This window comes from Bradyrhizobium sp. B039 (assembly GCF_038965675.1).
Lineage (GTDB): Bacteria > Pseudomonadota > Alphaproteobacteria > Rhizobiales > Xanthobacteraceae > Bradyrhizobium > Bradyrhizobium diazoefficiens.
This window is the reverse complement of sequence record NZ_CP152416.1, coordinates 3,937,753-3,959,066: the sequence shown is the minus strand read 5'-3', so window position 1 is coordinate 3,959,066 and position 21,314 is coordinate 3,937,753. Positions and strand designations below refer to the sequence as shown.

The 21,314-nt window shown below is 64.7% G+C and carries 16 protein-coding genes and 1 pseudogene; 6 read left to right on the top strand and 11 right to left on the bottom strand.

The window, feature by feature from the left end; translation table 11 throughout:
* Positions 1 to 7 precede the first annotated feature (7 nt).
* The 3 genes from guaD to AAFG50_RS18280 all read right to left on the bottom strand — a co-directional run bounded on the left by guaD (position 8) and on the right by AAFG50_RS18280 (position 3,776).
* Positions 8 to 1,405: a guanine deaminase gene (gene guaD / locus AAFG50_RS18290; RefSeq protein ID WP_028170935.1), complete on the bottom strand. Its 1,398-nt coding sequence runs from the start codon at positions 1,403 to 1,405 to the stop codon at positions 8 to 10.
* Positions 1,406 to 1,420: 15 nt separating this feature from the next.
* On the bottom strand, positions 1,421 to 2,638 hold the full coding sequence (locus AAFG50_RS18285; RefSeq protein WP_028170934.1) for a multidrug effflux MFS transporter: 1,218 nt from the start codon (positions 2,636 to 2,638) through the stop codon (positions 1,421 to 1,423).
* Positions 2,639 to 3,002: 364 nt separating this feature from the next.
* Positions 3,003 to 3,776: an alpha/beta fold hydrolase gene (locus AAFG50_RS18280; RefSeq protein ID WP_028170933.1), complete on the bottom strand. Its 774-nt coding sequence runs from the start codon at positions 3,774 to 3,776 to the stop codon at positions 3,003 to 3,005.
* Positions 3,777 to 3,920: 144 nt separating this feature from the next.
* Between AAFG50_RS18280 and AAFG50_RS18275 the strand changes: the two genes are divergently transcribed.
* The 4 genes and pseudogenes from AAFG50_RS18275 to AAFG50_RS18260 all read left to right on the top strand — a co-directional run bounded on the left by AAFG50_RS18275 (position 3,921) and on the right by AAFG50_RS18260 (position 9,394).
* On the top strand, positions 3,921 to 4,571 hold the full coding sequence (locus AAFG50_RS18275) for a GntR family transcriptional regulator (protein WP_028170932.1): 651 nt from the start codon (positions 3,921 to 3,923) through the stop codon (positions 4,569 to 4,571).
* The gene (locus tag AAFG50_RS18270; protein ID WP_028170931.1) at positions 4,568 to 6,097 is read left to right on the top strand and encodes an aldehyde dehydrogenase; all 1,530 of its coding nucleotides are present in this window, start codon (positions 4,568 to 4,570) and stop codon (positions 6,095 to 6,097) included. The genes AAFG50_RS18275 and AAFG50_RS18270 overlap by 4 nt, the downstream gene beginning before the upstream one ends.
* A gap of 75 nt (positions 6,098 to 6,172) precedes the next feature.
* Positions 6,173 to 7,540 carry an MFS transporter gene (locus AAFG50_RS18265; RefSeq protein WP_028170930.1) on the top strand — a complete coding sequence of 456 codons (1,368 nt, stop codon included), beginning with the start codon at positions 6,173 to 6,175 and terminating at the stop codon, positions 7,538 to 7,540.
* Between the two features lie 357 nt (positions 7,541 to 7,897).
* Positions 7,898 to 9,394, top strand: a pseudogene (locus tag AAFG50_RS18260) (amidase).
* A 37-nt stretch (positions 9,395 to 9,431) separates the two neighbouring features.
* Here the strand turns inward: AAFG50_RS18260 and AAFG50_RS18255 are convergent.
* Positions 9,432 to 10,037 (bottom strand): TetR/AcrR family transcriptional regulator, encoded by a 606-nt coding sequence (locus AAFG50_RS18255; protein WP_028170928.1) that lies wholly within the window; start codon positions 10,035 to 10,037, stop codon positions 9,432 to 9,434.
* A 201-nt stretch (positions 10,038 to 10,238) separates the two neighbouring features.
* Here AAFG50_RS18255 and AAFG50_RS18250 point away from each other — a divergent pair, with 201 nt between their 5' ends.
* Both AAFG50_RS18250 and AAFG50_RS18245 read left to right on the top strand, forming a co-directional pair.
* Positions 10,239 to 11,480 carry an efflux RND transporter periplasmic adaptor subunit gene (locus tag AAFG50_RS18250; RefSeq protein ID WP_028170927.1) on the top strand — a complete coding sequence of 414 codons (1,242 nt, stop codon included), beginning with the start codon at positions 10,239 to 10,241 and terminating at the stop codon, positions 11,478 to 11,480.
* Between the two features lie 165 nt (positions 11,481 to 11,645).
* A complete protein-coding gene (locus AAFG50_RS18245) occupies positions 11,646 to 14,849 on the top strand; it encodes a multidrug efflux RND transporter permease subunit (RefSeq protein WP_028170926.1) in 3,204 nt (1,067 codons plus the stop codon).
* Here the strand turns inward: AAFG50_RS18245 and AAFG50_RS18240 are convergent.
* The 7 genes from AAFG50_RS18240 to AAFG50_RS18210 all read right to left on the bottom strand — a co-directional run bounded on the left by AAFG50_RS18240 (position 14,846) and on the right by AAFG50_RS18210 (position 21,031).
* A complete protein-coding gene (locus AAFG50_RS18240; protein WP_028170925.1) occupies positions 14,846 to 15,574 on the bottom strand; it encodes a sulfite exporter TauE/SafE family protein in 729 nt (242 codons plus the stop codon). The two genes, AAFG50_RS18245 and AAFG50_RS18240, sit on opposite strands and share 4 nt — an antisense overlap.
* A 186-nt stretch (positions 15,575 to 15,760) precedes the next feature.
* Positions 15,761 to 16,018 (bottom strand): hypothetical protein, encoded by a 258-nt coding sequence (locus AAFG50_RS18235; protein WP_028170923.1) that lies wholly within the window; start codon positions 16,016 to 16,018, stop codon positions 15,761 to 15,763.
* Between the two features lie 229 nt (positions 16,019 to 16,247).
* Positions 16,248 to 17,366 (bottom strand): helix-turn-helix transcriptional regulator, encoded by a 1,119-nt coding sequence (locus AAFG50_RS18230; protein WP_028170922.1) that lies wholly within the window; start codon positions 17,364 to 17,366, stop codon positions 16,248 to 16,250.
* Positions 17,367 to 17,724: 358 nt separating this feature from the next.
* Positions 17,725 to 18,156: an autotransporter domain-containing protein gene (locus tag AAFG50_RS18225; RefSeq protein WP_028170921.1), complete on the bottom strand. Its 432-nt coding sequence runs from the start codon at positions 18,154 to 18,156 to the stop codon at positions 17,725 to 17,727.
* Between the two features lie 198 nt (positions 18,157 to 18,354).
* The gene (locus AAFG50_RS18220) at positions 18,355 to 18,597 is read right to left on the bottom strand and encodes a hypothetical protein (RefSeq protein ID WP_028170920.1); all 243 of its coding nucleotides are present in this window, start codon (positions 18,595 to 18,597) and stop codon (positions 18,355 to 18,357) included.
* Positions 18,598 to 18,670: 73 nt separating this feature from the next.
* Positions 18,671 to 19,645, bottom strand: a complete 975-nt coding sequence (locus tag AAFG50_RS18215; protein WP_028170919.1) for an AraC family transcriptional regulator — start codon at positions 19,643 to 19,645, stop codon at positions 18,671 to 18,673.
* 231 nt (positions 19,646 to 19,876) lie between these two features.
* Positions 19,877 to 21,031, bottom strand: coding sequence for a LuxR C-terminal-related transcriptional regulator (locus tag AAFG50_RS18210; RefSeq protein ID WP_028170918.1), 1,155 nt, complete (start codon positions 21,029 to 21,031; stop codon positions 19,877 to 19,879).
* Positions 21,032 to 21,314 lie beyond the last annotated feature (283 nt).

Below are 21,314 nucleotides of genomic sequence, written 5' to 3'. Positions count from 1 at the left end.
GTCCGCTTCAGCTCTTCTTGTAGAGACGCTTGCCCATCACCCAGGTCTCGTCGACGCAGCGATCGTCGCCGACCATCATGACGGCGAACAGCATGCTCGCGGCCTCATCGACCGTGCGCGGACCAGCACCGTCGGCGACCAGCGACTGGTGCCAGGGTTGAGCGACCGGGCCGCCGTTCGGATCGAGCGCGACGAAATCGGCCTCCTTGCCGGGCTCGAAATTGCCGAGCTTGTCGTCGATGTAGAGGCCTTCGGCGCCGCCGAGCGTGACCGACCAGAAGCCACGATAGGGCGAGAGCTTGTTGCGCTCGGCTTCCGCGAGGTCCTTGCGCGACGGATCGATGCTGCCGTCGAGCAGCGTGTTGTTGCACATGCCGACCTTGTAGGCGTCGTCGAGCACGGAGATCATCGAGAAGCGGTTGCCGCCGCCGACATCGGTGCCGAACGACATCTTCACGCGGTGCTCCGGATCGGTGGCGCGGCCGAGACGGAACAGGCCGCTGCCGAGGAACAGGTTCGAGCACGGGCAGAACACCACCGCCGCGCCTTTCTTGGACATGCGGCGGAATTCGTTGTTCGAGAGATAGACGCCGTGGCCGCCGGAGAACTTTGGGCCGACCAGATCGAACTTCTCGTAGACGCCGAGATAGTCCTGGCAGTCCGGGTGCTCGACCAGCACGCCGCTGCACTCGGCCGGATTCTCGGAGATGTGGGTATTGACCCAGCAGTCCGGATGCTCATGCTTGAGGCGCTGACACGCCTTCAGCAGTTCGGGCGAGGCGCCGAAGGCGAAGCGCGGCGTGATAGCGTAGAGGTTACGGCCCTTGTCGTGATACTGCGCGATCAGCCGCTTGCTGTCGCGATAGAAATTCTCGGGCGTATCGATGAATTCGGCCGGCGCGTTGCGGTCGATCCCGGTGAGACCCGCGATCACGCGCATGTTGCGCCGACTTGCCTCCTCGAACAGCTCTTCGGTCGCGACCGGTGAGGAGCTGGTGAAGGCCTGGCAGGTGGTGGTGCCGGCGGCGAGCAGTGCATCGAGAAAACGCTTCACGCCTTCGCGCGCGTAGTTGCGATCCTTGTACTTGATCTCCTCGGGATAGATCGACTTCTGCAGCCACGGCAAGAGCTGCTCGCCATAGGCACCGAGCACGCGGGTCTGAGGCAGATGGATGTGGCCGTCGATGAAGCCCGGGACGATGATGCGGTCCTTGATATGGGTGATCTCAACGCCCGGATGCGCGGCGGCGATCTTCTCGTACGGACCGAACGCCTTGATGACGCCGTTGGTGACGACCATGAGGCCGTCCTGATGAAAGCGCGCAGCCGCCTGCTCGTTGCCGATGTGCTTCCAGGGATCGTCGACGAAATCGAAGAACGTGCCGCGAATACCGACGGTGGTCATGAACTGGTTCCTTCCCTAAGTCTGTGTGGCGTGGCGCGCCGCGGGCAGCGAGATCGCGAGCAGCGTGCCCGCAACAGTGCAGAGGCCGAGATAAAGCCAGCCGATCGGCGCCTGCGTTGCTTCGGGCAGCACCGCCGCGATCGCCATGGCGCCGCTCACCGCGAGATAGCAGAGTGCGCTGATGAGGCCGCCGATCAGGCCGTGGTCACGCTCGAACAGGCCGAGCGCCATGCCGTACATCATCGGGCACAGGACTCCGCAGCCGCCGAGCACCAGCGCGCCGCCGATCGTGATCGACGCGAAATCGAGACCAATGGTCATGCCTGTTACGGTCAGGACCGCGGAGCCTGCAAGAAACAGCGCGAAAGCGCCAAACCCCAGCATGCGGGCCGGCATGAAGCGCGCGAAATGTGCGCAGCCGAGCTCGCCGGCGAGATTGACGCCGCCAAGGCCGAGCGCGACGAGGCCGTAGATCGCCGCCGAATAACCGAGGCCGGTCTGGTAGAAGAAGGGCGCGACGACGCCGAACGCCAGTTGCGCGCTCGCCGCCGCCGCAAAGACCAGCACGAAGGCCAGGAAGCCCGGACGGACCAGCGCCTCGCGGAGGATGCCGGCGGTCCGGCGCGGATCGAACGGTGCCCGCCGCTCCGCCGGCAACGTCTCGGGCAGCAACAGCACGACGATCGCGGCGACGATCGCCGCGGCAATGGCGATGATGACGAACACTCCGCGCCACGACGTCAGCTCGACGATGAAGCCGCCGGCCGCGGGCGCAAGCACCGGTGCAAGTCCCCAGGCCGCGCCAAGCAGGCCGGAGATTGCGGTGAGCTCGCGGCCACGAAAGCAATCGGCCGCGACCGCATAGGCAACGACGAGGCAGGTGCAGCCGCCGACGCCTTGCAGGAAGCGCAGCGCAAGCAGCAGCGATGCGCTGGTGGCGAGCGCGCAGGCTATGCTCATCGCGATGAGCACCGACAGCCCCGCGAGCAGGACGTTGCGGCGACCGAGCGTATCGGAGGCGATGCCGAGCGGCACCAGTGCGAGGCTCATGCCGAGCATGTAGGCGGTGACGGTGTTCTGCATCGACGCCGGATCGGCGGAAAGATCCACCACCATCTGCGGCAGGCCGGGCGTATAGGCATCGAGCGGAATCTGGCTGAACGGCACGACGCACAACAGGATCGGCACGATCCCGCCCTTCGCACGACCGGCGTCCGAAGTAAGTGCAGTCATGGGTAACGCCCCCTCGATGCCCGCGGGTTCCATCTTTTCGTGCGCGCAATGAGACGCGACGATGCGGGGTGCGGATATGGACGCGCGGAGCGTGCCAGAACTGTGTGTAAAAACTCTTAGGACTACTGGTTCAATGCAGACGGCTGACGTGCCGATCGTCGCTACCTGGGGGTCCAAACAAAAACGCGAAAACAACCCCATGCACAGTACAAATCAATGAGGAATTTCCTGCCGCGCGGGCTCGCGCCTTGCCCGCGAGGACGTTTGACACGTCGGGCAAGACAGGCGCAGGATTGCACGATCCCCAAAGCTGAATTCGCCGCCGAGCCGAACCATTAACCGTTCGGAAGGCATCGCTGCGTCTTCAAAGCAGGAAGCCTTGAAGAGCTCCGAGAAACTGTCGCGGCGATTGAAGCTGCGGCACGTGGGCGCAGCCCGGGATGACCTTGAGCTCGGCGCGCGGCAATCCGGCGGCCAATTCGCGCGACATCGGCGGCGGCGTCGCTTCGTCGCGCTCGCCCACGAGAACGAGGACCGGAACTTTCACCGCGGCAAGCTCGGCTCGGAGATCGAGGCTCGCCAATGCATCGCACGCGGCGCGGAACACGTCGGGATCCGCCCGCAGAAACGCGGCACGACGATCCTGCATCAACTCCGGATGCTGCGCCTGGAACTCGGGCGCAAACAGGCGACGCATCGCGACGTCGGTGATGGCCTCCAACCCCTTCTCGCGCGATGCCTTCGCCATGTTGCGAAACGCCTCGCGGCCGGGCTCCGAGAACGCTGCGCCGCTGTCGGCGAGAATGAGCTTGCTGGCGATCTCTTGATGCCGGATCGCCATCTGCAACGCGACGAACCCACCGTAACCATTGCCGAGCACGATCGCCGGCGCGCCGCCCGCGCCTTCGCGCACGGCCTCGGCCATCCGGTCCGCGACCGCAGCAAGGCCGCCGTCCACCGGGCGTGAACGGCCGAACCCCGGCAGCTCCGGCACGATGGTGCGAAACGACCTCTGAAGCTCAGGCACGATCGCATCGAAGCTCGCGCGATCCGACAACAGCGAGTGAAAGAGGAACAGCGGCGGCCCCTCGCCCGATTGCGCGGCGTTGACGGTCCCGTTGGCAAGAAGCCTGTCCATGTCCGGTCTTTCCCTCACTTCGTCGGTCGTTGGCGCGCCGCGGAGGCGCTGATTGATAAATCAACTGTCAGGGAATTCAAGCATTTGGCCCTTGACGTGAAATATCACGATTGAGATATTAATGCCAAGGAGACCAAACATATGATGCTTTTGCGCGAGAATATCTACGACCGTCTCAGGTCTGATATTTTAGCTTGTCGCTTCGCGCCGGGCGATGAAATGCGCGAACAGGACCTTGCCGAGCGCTATGAAGTGAGCCGGCAACCGGTCCGGGATGCGCTTCTGCGCCTGCAGCGCGAGCATCTCGTGACGGTGCAGCCGCGCCAGGGCTACCGGGTCACGCCGATCTCGCTGGCGGACGCCCGCGACCTCCTGCGCTTCCGTCTTGCGCTGGAGCCGGCCTGCGTTGCCGAGGCGATCGAGAGCGCGCCCGACAGTGTCCTGAAATCGCTCGATGAATTTCGCCGCTTCGCCGGCAACCACGAGGACTTCATCGCCTACAATCGCGCCTTCCACTCCGCGCTGGCGCATGCGTCCGGCAATCGCCGGATGGCGACGGCGCTATGCGACCTGATCGGCCAGGCCGACCGGCTGGTCCGCGTCAGCATCTCCAACCTTAGGGGGCACGACCCCGCGAAGCTCGTCGCCGAGCACGTCGCCCTGATCGACGCCATGCAGAGCCGCGAGACGCGAACCGCGGCGCGCATCATCAAGGCTCATATCGGGGCCACCGAAAAACGCGTTCTGCCGGCGCTCAAGCGCAACGCCGTCATCGTCGAGGAGAGGTCATCATGAACATTCCTTCAAAACCTGCGTCGATCGACGTCGAAACCCACGGCAATTTCATCGACGGGCGTGAAGTCGAAGCCGGCAACGGCGCGATGCTCGATGTCCGCAATCCCGCGACCGGCGACGTGATTGCCCGCATTCCCAATTCCACGGCGGAGGACATCGACCGCGCCATGAAGAGCGCGCGCGCCGCGTTCGAAGGCAAGGCCTGGGGCGGCTTGGATACGCGCGCCCGTGCCAGACTGGTCAACAGGCTCGCCGATGCCTTCGAGGCCAATCTCGACAGCCTGTACCGGCTGGAAACCCTCAACAACGGCCGCCCGGTCAACGAGACCCGCGCGCAGCTCTCCCGCCTGCCCGATTTCTTTCGCTACTTTGCGGGCGTTGCGCTAGCGCGCCGCGACTCCGTGATCCCCGTGGAAGGCGCGTATCTGAACTACACGCTTCGCACGCCGATCGGAATCGTTGCCAACTGCACACCGTTCAACCATCCGCTGATGATCCTGTGCAAGTCGCTGGCCGTGGTGCTGGCGACCGGATGCGTCACCGTGGTCAAGCCGTCCGAATATACGCCGCTGACGACCTTGAAGCTCGCGCAGATCTTCACCGAAGCCGGCCTTCCGCCGGGTGTCTTCAATATCGTGCTGGGCCTCGGCCAGAGCGCCGGCAAGATGCTGGCCGAACATGGCGACATCAACAAGCTGGTCCTGACCGGCGGCACCGAGGCCGGCCGCATCGCCGGCAGCGCGGCGGCAAAAGTGTTCGCACATCAGACCATGGAGCTCGGCGGCAAGACGCCGGTGATGGTGTTCGACGATTTCGACGTCGACCGCGCCGTCAATTACGCCGCGTTCGGCGCTTTCATCGGCGCCGGACAGACCTGCGTCTGTGCCTCGCGCCACATCGTCCAGGCCACCATCTATGACGAATTCGTCGAGAAGCTGCAGGCCAAGACCCGCACGATCCGCGTCGGCGATCCCTTCGATGCGAGCACCCAAATGGGCCCCGTGATCTCCGCCCGGCAGCGCGACCGCGTTCTCACCTACGCGGGCTACGGTCACGAAGACGGCGCGCGTCTCGTCACCGGCGGTGTTGCCGCGAAGGTGCCGGGCCACGACAACGGCTATTTCGTCGAGCCGACGGTCTTCGCCGACGTCACATCCGACATGCGCATCTTCCAGGAGGAGGTGTTTGGTCCCTTCACGTCGGTAACGCCGTTCAAGGACGAGGCCGACGCGCTCCGGCTTGCCAACGACTCGCCGTTCGGTCTCGCCGCCGCGATCCGCACGCGCGACGTCGCCCGTGCGCATCGTGTCGCCGCCTCGGTCAAGGCCGGCATCGTCTGGATCAACGATCACCATCGGCTCGATCCGGCCTCGCCCTGGGGCGGCGTCGACGATTCCGGCATCGGCCGCGAATGCGGCACCGAGAGCTTCAACGACCATTTCAACACCAAGAGCGTGATGGTCGCGACCCACGAGCAGCCGTTCGACTGGTATCGCGACACGGCCAATCAGAAGCGACTGAACTAGCAGACATTGCACGCGGCAGATCGCTCACAGAAGGCGGGCCGCATCGATCAGAATAACAGTCAAGGGAGAGCGTATATGTCGACATCGGTGAACGCAGGCAGCCGTCTTGATCGGCTGCCGATCGGGCCATTCCACCGCCGCATCATGCTGCTGATCGGCATCGGCATGTTTTTCGACGGTTTCGACATCTACATCGCCGGGACCGTGCTCAGCGTGACGCTGAAGACCGGCTTTTCGACCCTCGCCCAGAACGCGGCTTTCATCTCGGCGACCTTTGTCGGCATGATGCTGGGATCGTTCGGCACCGGCTTCCTCGGCGACCGCTACGGACGCCGCTTCACCTATCAGTTCAATTTGCTGCTTTTCGGCATCGCCTCCCTCGCCGCCGCGTTCTCGCCGAACATGGCCTTCCTCATTGCCTGCCGCTTCGTGATGGGGGTCGGCTTAGGGGCGGAGAATGTCGTCGGCTATTCGACGATGACGGAATTCGTGCCCGCGCGCACCCGCGGAAAATGGCTCGGCTTCACGGCCGTCTGCGTCGTCACCGGTCTGCCGGTCGCCCTGCTGGTCGCATCGGTACTCGTGCCGCAGTTCGGCTGGCGCTCCATGTTCGTGCTCGGCGGCGTCGGCGCGCTCGTCGTCTGGTACATGCGCAAGTCGTTGCCGGAATCCCCGCGCTGGCTGGAAGCGGTCGGTCGCACCGCTGAAGCGGAAGCGCTGATGCAGGCCATCGAGAAGGAGGCGGCGCAAGGCCAGCCCTTGCCTCCTCCCGCAGCTACGGCACCGGCCCCAGTGTCCCCCGATCTCGGCACGCTGTTCACTGCTCCCTTGCTGTCGCGGATGATCGTCGGCGCCGTCTGCCTGATCACGATCAACACCCTGCTCTATGGCTTCGTGACCTGGCTCCCGGTGTTCTTCGTCAAGCAAGGGCTCTCGATCGCAACCTCGTTCGGCTACTCGCTGCTGATGGCGCTCGGCGCTCCCGTTGGCGCGGCGATCGGCGCATTGACCGCCGACCGCTGGGGCCGGAAGCCGACCATCATCGGCGCGTCGCTGATCGCAGTGGCGCTCGGCGTCCTCTACCCCATGATCTCCGATCCGATCCTGCTGCCGGCCGTGGGCTTTGCGCTGACGGTGCCGATCTACGTCCTGGTCGCGCTTCTGTTCGGCATCTACATCCCCGAGCTGTTTCCGACCGAGGTCCGCCTGCGCGCTTCGGGCATCGTCAACACGCTCGGGCGCGGCGCCACGATCGTCACACCATTCCTCGTGGTGTCGCTGTTCGAGACGCGCGGCGTGGCCGGCGTGATGGCGCTGATGATCGGACTGCTGGTGGTGCAGATCATCACGGTCTGGGCGCTCGGCATCGAGCCGCGGCATCGCAGCCTCGAGGAGCTCAAGGCCGAGGAATCGGCTTCGCCGGTGCTCAAGGAAGCTTCCTGAGCATCACTGTTCGCTGGTCTGCGGGCGCCCCGGCATCGACGTCGGGACGATCGCATAAGAAGGCGTGGCGGGAAGCTCGCCCGCGGCCCATCCTTCGAGACGCCCGCCTACGGCGGGCCCTCAGGATGAGGTCGCGTTTTGCGGCGGGATGTCTGCCCCTCATGGTGAGGAGCCCGCCAAAGCGGGCGTCTCGAACCATGCAGGCCGAGTTCGTCCGGCAGTCTCCTGGCTCCCAAATGCGACCAGCCCCCGCCCCGACCGGCGGGCAGATCTGGTTCCCGTTGCGCTGCCTCCTCATCACGCTCCCAACATTGCATGTTCCATCCCCGGATCGGTTCGCCGAGACGATGAGATGCAATGGAGTTCGTGATGACCGCAGATGCCGCTGCCTTGAACTACGGCTCGATCAGCGCACTTCTGAGCGCTCTGCACGCCCGCAAGATCTCTGCGTCAGAGCTGCTCGAACATACGATCGCGCGCATCGAGGCCCTGGACGGCAAGATCAATGCCGTCATCGTTCGCGATTTCGATCGCGCAAGGGACGCCGCGCGCGCTGCCGATGCCGCGCTTGGCCGCGGCGAGCGTCAGCCATTGCTCGGCATCCCCGTGACCTTGAAGGAACCGTTCAACGTCGCCGGCCTGCCGACGAGATGGGGCTTTCCGCATTTCAGGGATTTCAAGCCGGAGGAAGATGCCCTCGTCGTCTCGCGGTTGAAGGCGGCGGGCGCCATCATCATCGGCAAGACCAATATCCCGATCGGGCTGCGGGATTTCCAGAGCTACAACGACATCCACGGGACGACGAACAACCCGTGGGACCTCGGCCGCTCGCCCGGTGGCTCCTCGGGCGGATCGGGCGCGGCGCTGGCCGCGGGCTTCGGTCCGCTCTCGATCGGCTCGGATATCGGCGGCTCGATCCGGGTCCCTTCGCATTTCTGCGGTGTGTTCGGACACAAGCCGAGCCTCGGCCTGGTCCCGCTGCGCGGATACAGCCTGCCGCCGGCGCCGCCCGTCCCCGGCCAGGGCGATCTGGCTGTCGTTGGACCGATGGCACGCACCGCCTCCGACCTTGCGCTGTCGCTCGACGTGATTGCCGGACCCGACGAGACGCGCGACGGGATCGGCTATCGCCTTGCGCTGCCGGCGCCGCGACATGACCAGCTGAAGAATTTCAGGATCCTCGTGATCGATACCCATCCGCTGATGCCGACGGGCGACGCGGTGCGTTCCGCGATCGGACGGCTGGCGAAACGGCTCGAACGATCCGGCGCGGGGGTCGCGCGCGCGAGCACGTCGCTGCCCGATCTCGCCGAATCCGCGCGGCTCTACATGAAGCTGCTCAACGCCGCGCGAAGTCCGCGCCTGACACCGGCCGCCCTCGCGGAGGCGCAAGGACTTGCCGCCGCACTCTCGCCGGACGACCGCAGCCTGCAGGCCGAGCGCGCCCGCGGCTGGGGCATGATCCATCGTGAGTGGCTGGCGACCGATGCGGCCCGCCTGCAGTTGCAGCAGCGGTGGCAGCTCTTCTTCCGCGAGTTCGACGCGGTGATCTACCCGACGGCCGCCGTGCCGGCCTTTCCGCACGACCAGTCCGAACCGTTCGACGCTCGGCAGCTCGACATCGATGGAAAGCACTACAACTACTCCGATGCGTGCTTCATCTGGGCTGATCCCGCATCGACCTGCGGCCTGCCGGCGACCGCCGTTCCGATCGAGCGCACGGCGACGGGCTTGCCAATCGGCGTCCAGATCATCGGGCCTTAACTCGAGGACCGCACGACGATTGCGCTGGCCGGGCTGATCGAGCGCGAGTTCGGCGGCTTCGTCCCGCCGCCGTCGCTCCCTGCCATGTAGTCCACAAGATGACAGAAGCCGGCGACGCTGGCAGCCGTCACGTTCTCCCGGCCGATTGCGCCTCGACCGCCTGCACGGCCACGCTCGCCACCTGCCGCAGCGCTTCGCGATCTGCGCCCGAAGACGCCATCACGCCCATGCCGACGGAGACCGCAGAGACGTAGCGCGCGAGCGCGGCGGGATCAGAGCTCGGCTTGAGATCACCTTCCGCCTTGGCGCGAACAAAACGGTCGCGGAGCTGATCTTCGTTCTGAGCGCGGCGGGCGGCGAGTTCGAAGGGGACATTCTCGGAGCCGCTGCCGCAGGCGATGCCGCCCTGCACGAGCAGGCATCCGGGCGGATTGGCGGGATCGGTCTGCTTGTCGGCGATGCCCATCAGCATCCGCTCGGCGACCTCGCGGGCGGTCGGCGCCGAGACCACGCCGTCCATCCAGACATTACGCAGCTTGGTGTAGCGGTCGAGCGCGGCCTTCAGCAGGCCTTCCTTGTTGCCGAAACAGGCGTAGAGGCTGGGCGGATTGATGCCCATGGCTTCGGTGAGCTGCGCGATGGTGGCGCCCTCATAGCCGTGGCGCCAGAACACTTCCATCGCTTGGTCCAACGCCGTTTCGGCGTCGAATTCCCGGGGGCGTCCCATGCCCATGTGCCTGTCTCCTCGGAATTCACGTTCTGCGTGAAGCTTAACGTCAAATCCTATCTATTTGTTCTAGCTTTATTTTCTCTTCCGCCTTCCAATGCTTGCGGTAAGCGGCTACAATTTTCTTAGCAAACGGTACATAAGTATCTTGCGCTGCGGTATCCAGCTCCACATCTGTAGTGAACACTACATATCTGGAGCGCGCAAATGCCCCCCTCCCAAAATACCTCTCGCCCTGGCCGTATCCGCCGCCTTCTCGGCGGCGCCGCCATCGTGGGCGCCCTCGCCGTGGCCGGTTCGATCGCGACCGGCCATTACTTTCGTGCTGCGCAGGCGACCGCAACGGCTGCCGCGGCCGAGCAGGCCGTCTCCGTCACGGTCGCGATGATCGAGCCACGGCCGACCGTGCTGTGGGATGATTTCTCCGGCCGGCTCGAGGCCATCCAACGCGTCGAGCTTCGTCCGCGCGTGGCCGGTGCGATCCTGTCGACCAACTTCACCGAAGGCGCGTTGGTGAAAGCCGGCGACGTGCTGTTCAAGATCGATCCGGCGCCCTACGCGGCCGAGGTCGACAAGGCCAACGCCCAGCTCGAGGCGGCGAAGGCGCGCGTGGTGTTCACCCAGAGCGAGCTCGAGCGCGGTGCGCAGCTCGTCGGCAACGCGGTCGTCACGCGGCGCGACTACGACCAGCGCGACAACGCCAATCGCGAGGCCATCGCCAACGTCAAGGCGGCGGAAGCGACGCTGCAGACCGCGAAGCTCAATCTCGATTACACCGAAGTGCGCGCGCCCGTGGACGGCCGCGTCGGCAAGATCGAGGTCACCGTCGGCAATCTCGTCGCCGCCGGCACCGCCTCCCCGGTGCTGACCTCGCTGGTTTCCGTCAATCCGATCTACGCGTCGTTCGATGCGGATGAAGAGGTCGTGCTGCACGCGCTGAACTCGATCGCGGACGCCTCCGGCAAGCGCGGCAATCTCGACCAGATCCCGGTGGAGATGGCGACCTCAGGCGGCCTTTCGGCGAAAGGCCATATCCAGCTCATCGACAACCAGGTCAACGGCCAGAGCGGCACCATCCGTGTCCGCGCGGTGTTCAGGAACGAGGACGGGCGTCTGATCCCCGGCCAGTTCGCCCGCGTGCGCATGGGCCAGCCGAAGCAGCAGACGCTGGTGATGATCGACGAGCGCGCGATCGGCACCGACCAGGACAAGAAGTTCGTGATGGCGGTCGGCGACGACAGCCGCGCGGTTTACCGTCCGATCACGCTCGGTGGTGCGGTCGACGGCTTGCGCATCGTCACCGCGGGCCTGAAGCCCGGCGATCGCATCGTCGTCAACGGCCTGCAGCGCGTGCGTCCCGGCGCCCTCCTCAAGACGGAGGTCGCGGCGATGGGCGCGCGGGGGCAGCAAGCGGCCAACCGCAGCAACCAGGACGTGGTGCAACGTTGACATCTTCCGTCATTCCGGGGCGCGCGTCGCGCGAACCCGGAATCTAGAAGTTACTGAACTCCGATCACCTCACCTCCGGATTCCGGGTTCGCGGGCTTCGCCCGCGCCCCGGAATGACGGTGGAGCTGTCCGGAGACGAGCAAGATATTGCCCAGGGGCAAGGCCATGAATCTCTCAAAATTCTTCATCGATCGTCCGATTTTTGCCGGTGTGCTGTCGGTCCTGATTTTCCTCGCAGGGCTCATCTCGCTGTTCGCGATGCCGATCTCGGAATACCCGGACGTGGTGCCGCCCTCCGTCCTCGTGCGCGCGACCTATCCCGGCGCCAATCCGAAGGTGATCGCGGAGACGGTGGCGACGCCGATCGAGGAGCAGATCAACGGCGTCGAAGGCATGCTCTACATGTCGAGCCAGGCGACCACCGACGGCGCGATGACGCTGACGGTGACGTTCCGCCTCGGCACCGACCCCGACAAGGCGACGCAGCTGGTGCAGAACCGCGTGCAGCAGGCCGAGCCCCGCCTGCCCGCCGTGGTGCGCCAGCTCGGCATCATCACCAAGAAGTCCTCGCCCGACCTCACCATGGTGGTGCATCTCTTGTCGCCCAACGGCCGCTACGACATGACGTATTTGCGCAACTATGCGGTGCTCAACGTCAAGGACCGGCTCGCGCGGATCGACGGCGTCGGTGACGTCCAGCTCTATGGTGCCGGCGACTATTCGATGCGGGTCTGGGTCGACCCGCAGAAGGCGGCCGAACACGGGCTGACCGCGAGCGACATCGTCAAATCGATCCAGGCGCAGAACGTCGAGGCCGCGGCCGGCGTGGTCGGCTCCTCCCCGAACGTCAAGGGAATCGACCTGCAACTGTCCGTCAATGCGGAAGGACGGCTCGCGAACGAGGAGCAGTTCGGCGACATCGTCGTCAGGACCGGCGCGCGCGGCGAAGTGGTGCGCTTGCGCGACGTCGCGCGCATCGAGCTCGGCGCGTCGGAATACGGCCTGCGCTCGCTGCTCGACAACAAGCAGGCGGTCGCGATCCCGATCTTCCAGGCGCCCGGCTCCAATGCGCTGCAGATTTCCGACCACGTCCGCGCCACCATGGCCGAGATCAAGAAGAACATGCCCGAGGGCGTGTCCTACCAGATCGTCTACGATCCGACCCAGTTCGTGCGCTCCTCGATCGAGGCGGTGATCCACACGCTGCTGGAGGCAATCGCGCTGGTGGTGCTGGTCGTGATCCTGTTCCTGCAGACCTGGCGCGCCTCGATCATTCCGCTGCTGGCGGTGCCCGTGTCGATCGTCGGCACCTTTGCCGTGATGCACGTGTTCGGCTTCTCCATCAACGCGCTCAGCCTGTTCGGCCTCGTGCTCGCGATCGGCATCGTCGTCGATGACGCCATCGTTGTGGTCGAGAACGTCGAGCGCAACATCGAGGCCGGGCTGTCGCCGCGCGATGCGACCTATCAGGCGATGCGCGAGGTCTCCGGCCCGATCATCGCGATCGCCATGGTGCTGATCGCGGTGTTCGTGCCTCTCGCCTTCATCTCCGGCCTGACCGGGCAGTTCTACAAGCAGTTCGCGTTGACGATCGCGATCTCGACCGTGATTTCCGCCGTCAACTCGCTGACGCTGTCCCCGGCGTTGTCGGCACTGCTGCTCAAGGGCCACAATGAGCCGAAGGACCGGCTGACGATCGTCATGGAAAAGGGCCTTGGCTGGTTCTTCCGCGGCTTCAACCGTGCCTTCACGCGTTCATCGGAGAATTACAGCGGCACCGTCACCAAGGTGATCTCCGGCAAGGCCGCGGTGATGGGTCTCTACGTCGTGCTGGTCGGCCTCACCGCCTTCCTGTTCCAGCAGGTGCCGAGCGGCTTCGTGCCGGGCCAGGACAAGCAATATCTGGTCGGCTTCTCGCGGCTGCCTGACGGGGCAACGCTCGACCGCACCGAAGAGGTGATCCGCAAGATGAGCGACGTCGCGCTGACCCAGCCAGGTGTCGAGAGCTCTGTCGCCTTCCCGGGCCTGTCGATCTCCGGCTTCACCAACTCGTCCAATGCCGGCATCGTGTTCTCGACGCTGAAGCCGTTCGACGAGCGCAAGGGTGCAGCCCTGAGCGGCAATGCCATCGCAGCCGAGCTGAACAAGAAATACGCCGGCATCCAGGAAGCCTTCATCGCCATGTTCCCGCCGCCGCCGGTCAACGGCCTCGGCACCATCGGCGGCTTCAAGCTGCAGATCGAGGATCGCGCCGGCCTCGGCTATGAGGCGCTGAACGAGGCGACCAAAGCGTTCATGGCGGCGATGCAGAAGGCGCCGGAGATCGCCGGCGTGTTCTCGAGCTTCCAGGTCAACGTGCCCCAGCTCTTCGCCGACATCGACCGCACCAAGGCGCTCCAGCTCGGGGTGCCCGTGACGGAGGTGTTCAACACGCTCCAGATCTACCTCGGCTCCTACTACGTCAACGACTTCAACAAGTTTGGCCGCACCTATTCCGTCCGCGTCCAGGCCGACGCGCCGTTCCGCGCCCGGGCCGACGACATCCGGCAGCTCAAGGTGCGCTCGTCCTCCGGCGACATGGTGCCGTTGTCCGCACTGCTCAAGATCCGCCAGAGTGCGGGTCCGGAGCGCGCGATCCGCTACAACGGCTTCCTGTCGTCCGACATCAACGCGGCGGCCGCGCCCGGCTTTTCATCGGGCCAGGCGCAGGAAGTCGCGACGCGGATCGCGGCGGAAGTGCTACCGCCCGGCTTTGCCTTCGAATGGACCGACCTGACCTATCAGGAGTTCATCGCCGGCAATTCCGGAATCTGGGTGTTCCCGCTGGCGATCCTGCTGGTGTTCCTGGTGCTGGCCGCGCTCTACGAGAGCCTGACCCTGCCGCTCTCGATCATCATGATCGTGCCGATGGGTCTGCTCGCGGCGATGTTCGGCGTCTGGCTCTCCAAGGGCGACAACAACGTCTTCACCCAGATCGGCTTGATCGTGCTGGTCGGCCTCTCCGCCAAGAACGCGATCCTGATCGTCGAATTCGCGCGCGAGCTCGAATTCGCCGGCCGCACGCCGATCCGGGCAGCGATCGAAGCGAGCCGGCTGCGGCTCCGTCCGATCCTGATGACGTCGATGGCGTTCATCATGGGCGTCCTGCCGCTAGTGCTCTCGACCGGCGCAGGCTCGGAGATGCGACGCGCGATGGGTGTCGCGGTGTTCTCCGGCATGATCGGCGTCACCGTGTTCGGCCTGTTCCTGACGCCGGTGTTCTATGTGCTGCTCAGAACCATCACCGGCAACAAGCCGCTGGTACATCACGGCAGCGACATCAGCGCCGCGCCGGTCCAGGGGCTTCATCACGAAGGCGCAGGCCACTAGATCAGTGATATCCCCGACACCAGCAGCAGAACGAGCACGGTCTTGCGAAAGACCGTCTCGTTGACGCGGTGAAAGGCGATCACACCGAGCGCGGAGCCGGCGAACAGCGCCGGCAGACTGACCGCGAGATCGACGAAGACCTTTGACGAAAGGTCCCGATGTCCGACCAGCAGCGCGATGGCGAAGACCTGCATCGCCGCGATGAACGGCTGCACCAGGCCACGCTGCTCGCTCTTGGGCATGCCGCGCATGTCGCACCAGATCGTCGGGATCGCGCCCGGCATCGCCGTCAGCCCGCCGACCAGCCCTCCCCCGAATCCGATCAGCGCCACCCAGTGCCGGCCGACGGCCTCGCCGGCCGTCACCAGCGTCGGTCGCAGCAGCATGTAGGCGGCATAGAGCGCGACGATGACGCCGAAGCCGCGCCTGAGCAGATGCGTATCGGTGGACTGCAACAGCGACACAGCGATGGGAACGCCGATCAATCCGCCGACGATCAGCAGCAGACTGCCTTCCCAGCGGATGCTGCGCCGAAGCGCCCACAGATTGGTCGCCTGCACGCCGATGCTGCACGCCATCATCAGCGGCACGGCCTCCAGCGGCTGAAACACCCGGAGCAGGATGGCGCCGGCTACGGCCGAGAATGCGAATCCCGACAGCCCCGAAACAAAGGCGCCGGCGAATACGGCAACGCTGAGCAGAGCCAGTGTCGTGACATCAGGCACGGACCGTCCTCCGGTCAATCGTAGGGAATTTGCGAGACGGCAGCGTCGACGTTTTCCGAGCAAACTTGCGGTTCGCGCGGAAACGACACATGCATCGCGTTCGCGTGAGAGCGTTCCAGCATCGCAAGGCCAACCAGTTGAAGCGTGACGAGTGCCACGGTCGCGGCGATTGCGACGATGTTGACGTTACGCACGCTCGAACGTGGGGTCGCCGGCGGCGCGCTCGCTCGCATCAGATCCGTGGGCATTGTCTGCAATATCCTCTTTGTTGCTGACCGGAATGATTTCATTCAAAGGCAATGGGTCGTGCGGCTGGTCCAGCAGATGGCGATAGCGCAGCAACGCGCGCCGCGCGTCGATCGCGCGCTGCGCGCGGAACGCCGCGCCGATACGCGCGACGATGTCGCGGAACTTGCGAGCCAGAACCGGTGACGTCGTTCGCATGACAATCTCCTTTCGACCTACACCAGAGATTGACGGGATTCACTTCCGCTCGCTGTGAGTTGCTTCACAAAAACACGAACGCGTCGAACAAGAGATCGTGTGACATCTCCTAGAGGGGCACGCGGCAAATCGCGTCATTCGATCGAATGACCCGCGATAACTTTCTAATGATGTGTCTGTTTGAACCTATGGCGGGCTGCAGCGACGCCGCCCGCGACGCGAAGGCGCGTCAGTGCAGGAGTGGATTGGAAAATCCCGCCACGAGCTTGACGAGATCCGCCTGACGAGAAACGCCGGTCTTGGCGAAGACGCGATGCAGATGCGTCTTCACCGTCGTCTCTGCGATGCCGAGCGCAATCGCCGTCTCCGGTACGCCGCCGACCTCGACGATCGACTGCAAGACCCTCAATTCCGCCGGCGTGAGGTCGAACGTGCGGTCGACGAGGCCGGCACACGAGCGGCCGTCGAGTTCCGCCTTCCAGACGAACAGGGCTCCGACGGCCGACGTGCGCTCCGTCGCGCCATCACGCAGCAGCGACGGCAGCGCGATGACGTTCGCGATATAGTAGGAACCGCCATCGGATCTCAGCGGGATTTTTCGACCGGCCGCCGCAGCTACGGCAACCTCGCCGGGGTCGCGGAAGATATCGCGCAGGGCCAGATTTGCCTCGGCGGATCGCGCCACGAGCCGGCCCGAGACCGACCGCAGGACGTCGGCCGCGGTCAAAATGGTTTCCGCGGCAGGATTGCTGTGGACGATATTGCAGGCGGCATCGAGCAGGATGACGCCGGCACTGAGCCGGTCCACGACATCGGCCAGCGCGATCGCTCGCTGCTGCTTTCGCTCGATCGCCCGGTTGATCAGCAGCGCCCGGCTGGTGTGCGCGACCAGCGACTGCATGCGCGCGCGCTGCTCCGCATTGAGCATCTCCCTGCCCGGGATCACCGTCAACAACATCGGACACGGCGACTTCGACTGCTCCAGCACCACGTTCGCCACGTCGACATAGCCCTGTGGACGCAGCCATTCCTGATAGAAGCGGCCGCGGCGATATTCCTCGAAATTCACGAGATCCGGGATGTTGCGCACCTCGCCGTACCGGGGGAGCCTGGCGAGAGGATCGTAGCGGGCGTAGGTCTCGGAATAGAGCTGGATGTAGTGCGGATCGACCCCGCAATAGAAATGCGTCGCGCCGGACTTGCTGACCGGATCCTTCGAAATCAGGCCGCAGGCCTGGCTGCCGATGAACGCATTAACCATGACGACGACGTCGCTCCACAACTCAGGGTGGAGACCCGCGTCATATATACTCTCGATCAACTCGTCATGTTTGGGAGGTCGGGGCATTGGAAGAGCCAGTGGTCAAACATTGAGACTGTGGAATGTTCTTCGTGCCCGGCGGCCTAGTTGAGTCTGTCACGGGAGCAAAAGGTTCAACTCCGATCGTGATTTGTGCCGATCAGCTGACGAACGGATTCGACAATCCCGCAGCGGGCAGCTTTCGAGGTCCGTGCATGGCAATGAATGGCATGAGTGATCAATATCACCAAGCGTACCACAACCGCGGCACGCGGCATCCTCCGATCGGAGGATGCGCCGGCCGGGCGGATGGAGCCCGGCCAGCGTGCGTCGTGTTCAAGCCGCCGGGGCTAATGCCGGCTCAGAACGCGACGCGAACGCCGCCCCTCGCGGTGCTAGTGCGGCTCTAGTCGGACATCATCATGCCCTCGACCGCGCCGAACGCGGACACGTTGCGGCTGGTACGGTAGTCGAAGCCGAATCCGGCGACGGCACCCACCGTGCTGCGGCTACCGGGCGTCACGAAAGAGAAGTTCTGGCCGAGCAGCACCGTGCTGATGGTGGTGTCGCCGACGCGCTGGAGCGCGATGACGCCGCCATGGATGTTGGCCTTGAGCTCGCCGCCGGCGAGGCTGGTCACACGGGACAGATCGACCTCGCCGCGCTCCTCGAAATCCTGCAGCGTGCGGCCGCCGACCGACAATCCCTGCGCCGAGTCGGTCTCGCTGTAGCCATCGAACCGGCCCGCGACGTAGCGCAGCCGCGCCGTCGGCGTCAGCAGATCGCCGTTGCCGTCACATTCATTTCCAGTCCCTCGGTCGCCGCCATCTCGCCCCACCGGCGCACAGGCACGTTGTCGGCAGCCCCCTCCAAACGGAGGAGGCTGCCGCTGCGAATTGGATTCGCTGAGCGCTAAAGTAGAAATGTCCGTCGTATTCGACTTGGACGGAGGCGACCGGGTCGCGGCTCAGAACGAACCGAGCGCGCTTCGCCCGGAACTGGTGCTGAGCCGTGACACCGCCTGCGCGGCTCACACCTAGTCCCAGCCCGCCCTCTCCGCGCTCTCGGCCCACACGGCGGCGCGATAGATCTCGCGCCCGCGGTTGTCCCTGACGCGGATCCAGGCGTCGCGATCGCGCAGGTCGTCACGCCAGACGAAGAGATGCCGCGCCATCTCGTCAGCCACCACGATGGTCGCCTTGGCATGTTCGAACACCATGCCGCCCGGGTCGATCTTCACGATATTGCCGACCAGGAGGTCGAAGAAGAAACGGTGCATTCAACACTCCGGCTTCAGCGCCGTTTCCGCACGCAACGCTGCGTCATGATCTACTAAATCCGGTCGGGGTGCGTTACAGCGCTTCGCCGCTCCTGACGTCGCTCGGCGTCGCGCCATAGGCCCGCCGGAAGCAGCGGTTGAAATAAGAGAGATCTCCGAAACCGACATCGTAGGCGATCGAACTCACCGGCCGCTCGGCGAAGTCAGGCTCGCGCAGCATGCGATGGGCACGCTTGAGGCGTTGCTCGGTGAGGAAGGACGAAAAGGTCTTGCCGTCGGCCTCGAACAGCCGCTGGAGATAGCGCGGGGTCACGCCGAGCTCTTGGGCAACATTTGCCACCGAGATATCCTGCTGCCAGCAATTGTTGACGATGAGGAATTTCGCCTTCTGGAGTCGCGCCGCCTTGATGCCGCGCCGTCCGGTCGATTCCCGGGCGTGATCCGTGGCGCCGAGAACGAGCGCCAGGAGATCATGCAGATGCGCGACGCCGAGCTGCCGCATCGCAGGCACCGCCAGCACCTTTTCGTGCACCAGCGCGATCGCGTAGTCGACGAGCAGCCGTAGCCCGGTGGTGCTCTCCGGGATGACGCGCATCACCGCATCGTCGACATCCACGATCATCGGGGCCAGCACGCGTCTCGGCACGCGCAGCGAGAAGCCGCTTCCGAGCGAGAGGCGCTCGAAGATCGTGACGTCCTCCGCGCTGGTCAGGACCGCCTCTCCCGCCCGAAGCCTCAAATCGTGTCCTCGCTCGGATATACCGAGAACGCCCGACCTGTTCACGATCAGGGCGAGACTGTCGTCGCCATCTGCAACCAGATGCTTCGTGCGAACGACCCGCGCTCCGCACAATCCCCCGATCAGCAACTGGGCTTCCGGCAAGACGTGGGACGTGAAGCTCGCCGCGGCCGGCTTTCCTTCCCTTGCCTCGACCTCCGCCTTCAGCACGCCGCGGCAGTAGAATTCGCGCAGGAGCGGTACGCGCTCGTCTTCGGGAATGTGGTCCGTTGAAACATTGAAAATTGAAAATTCATCCTTGCCGCTCACTGCAATCTCTCCAACCAACGAGCAGGCCCGGCCACGCGCTGTCGTCTCCCCGCACCCGCGTTCGGTGCCGGTGCGCATTGTTCCGTGGCGTACGCTGCCCTTCTCATTTCAAGTGGCGGCCATATACGAAAGTATCAAATGATACGCGTCATACGTTCGGAGGACACACGCACCTTGCTCATCACAATGGATTGAGATTGCGCGAACTCATGATCCGCGATGTGAATTGGATCACACCGCATCGCCGGCGCCGGTCTGCCGCCCAAACGGTGCCGCAAATCCGGCGGCGATCTTGACGAGGTCGGCCTGCCTGCCAGCGCCCGTCTTTTCGAACAGCCGGCTGAGATGCGTCTTCACCGTCGTCTCGGCGATACCGAGCTTGGCCGCAATGTCGGGAACCCCGCCGATCTCGACGATCGCCATCAGCACGCGCAATTCGGACGGCGTCAGCCTGAACGCCACTGCGATCGCATCGGGCACGAGCGATGACACCATCGTGGCCCTTTGAACGAAGAGCACGATGGCAGCTCCGTCACGCGGCAGATGGCGCTCCCGCCTCAGCGGAACGGCATGGAGCAGATAATGATGTCCGTCGGACGATGTCACGAGCTCGATCTGACGGCGACCGTTTGAATGAGTTCCTGCATCCGCGGAAAATTCGAACAGGCCGCGGAATATTTTGTCAGCTTGGGTGTTGCGGCCAACTATTCTGTCGCCGACCATTGCGAGGAGATTGGCGTCGACGAAGAGCTGACGGCACGACGCGTTGGCATGGACGACTCTCCCTTCTGCGTCGAGCAGGCAGATCGCCGTGCTCAGTCCGTCCAGGACATCGGCAAGATCGTCCACGGTATGCGAGCGCGCCCTGATCTGGCGACCCATGACCCGCGACCGCTGGATGTGAGGCGCGAGCAGGCGCATACGCTCGCGCATCGCGTCGTCGACGGTCCCGCGGGACCGGTGACGCAGCACCTGCAAGATCGTGGTGCGCGCGACCGTTTTCTCGAGCGTCACGGTTGCGAGGTCTATCGCTCCCTGCGGCTCCACCCACTCTCGGTAGAAGCTGCTTGCCTCGAAGTCGGACTGGGGCATGATGTCGGCCACGCCGACCGTCTGGCCCGCGGCGAAGTCGAGATGGCGGTCGAGCAAGGGATCAAGTTCGACATATCTGTCGCGATAGAGCTGGCGGAACCGCGTGTCCGTGCCAAAATGCTCGTGGATCTCGATCGAGAGCCTGGCTGCATCCCTGGACAGGATGGTCGCGGCACATCCACCGACGAAATTCGAAACCTGCTCCAAGGCGGCGCTCCGCAGCGCGGGATTGGCCGCTGCATCGTAGATCTCGCCGACGAGCGACGAGAACCGGTTTGCCTGGAGGATCGTCATCGGATGGACGATGGGGTCTGCGTGTTGCCCCGGTGGCGAGGGGGACGAGCGCGTCGGGAACTGAGGGAGGCAGGCCGGCCGATCGCCGCCTTGGACGGAGAAAAAATGCGACAGCGCAATGCTGGAATATCGAACATCATCCTTGCGTAACGTCAACCGCAGGATGCGGCTTGGACGTTTCCGCCAAAGACTAGGATTAATGCGAACAGCGACCGGACAGTGTGCGAAGAGTCACGCGCCCGCTCGCGGTTATCGCCTGCTGTCGCCCGCCCGCCTTGCGGAC

Coding starts and splice junctions, on each gene's coding strand:
- AAFG50_RS18210 (WP_028170918.1), bottom strand. CDS start 21,031: ATGACGATCCTCCAGGCAAACCGGTTCTCGTCGCTCGTCGGCGAGATC.
- AAFG50_RS18235 (WP_028170923.1), bottom strand. CDS start 16,018: ATGCGAACGACGTCACCGGTTCTGGCTCGCAAGTTCCGCGACATCGTC.
- AAFG50_RS18270 (WP_028170931.1), top strand. CDS start 4,568: ATGAACATTCCTTCAAAACCTGCGTCGATCGACGTCGAAACCCACGGC.
- AAFG50_RS18265 (WP_028170930.1), top strand. CDS start 6,173: ATGTCGACATCGGTGAACGCAGGCAGCCGTCTTGATCGGCTGCCGATC.
- AAFG50_RS18285 (WP_028170934.1), bottom strand. CDS start 2,638: ATGACTGCACTTACTTCGGACGCCGGTCGTGCGAAGGGCGGGATCGTG.
- AAFG50_RS18250 (WP_028170927.1), top strand. CDS start 10,239: ATGCCCCCCTCCCAAAATACCTCTCGCCCTGGCCGTATCCGCCGCCTT.
- AAFG50_RS18280 (WP_028170933.1), bottom strand. CDS start 3,776: ATGGACAGGCTTCTTGCCAACGGGACCGTCAACGCCGCGCAATCGGGC.
- AAFG50_RS18230 (WP_028170922.1), bottom strand. CDS start 17,366: ATGCCCCGACCTCCCAAACATGACGAGTTGATCGAGAGTATATATGAC.
- AAFG50_RS18245 (WP_028170926.1), top strand. CDS start 11,646: ATGAATCTCTCAAAATTCTTCATCGATCGTCCGATTTTTGCCGGTGTG.
- AAFG50_RS18220 (WP_028170920.1), bottom strand. CDS start 18,597: ATGCACCGTTTCTTCTTCGACCTCCTGGTCGGCAATATCGTGAAGATC.
- AAFG50_RS18255 (WP_028170928.1), bottom strand. CDS start 10,037: ATGGGCATGGGACGCCCCCGGGAATTCGACGCCGAAACGGCGTTGGAC.
- guaD (WP_028170935.1), bottom strand. CDS start 1,405: ATGACCACCGTCGGTATTCGCGGCACGTTCTTCGATTTCGTCGACGAT.
- AAFG50_RS18275 (WP_028170932.1), top strand. CDS start 3,921: ATGCTTTTGCGCGAGAATATCTACGACCGTCTCAGGTCTGATATTTTA.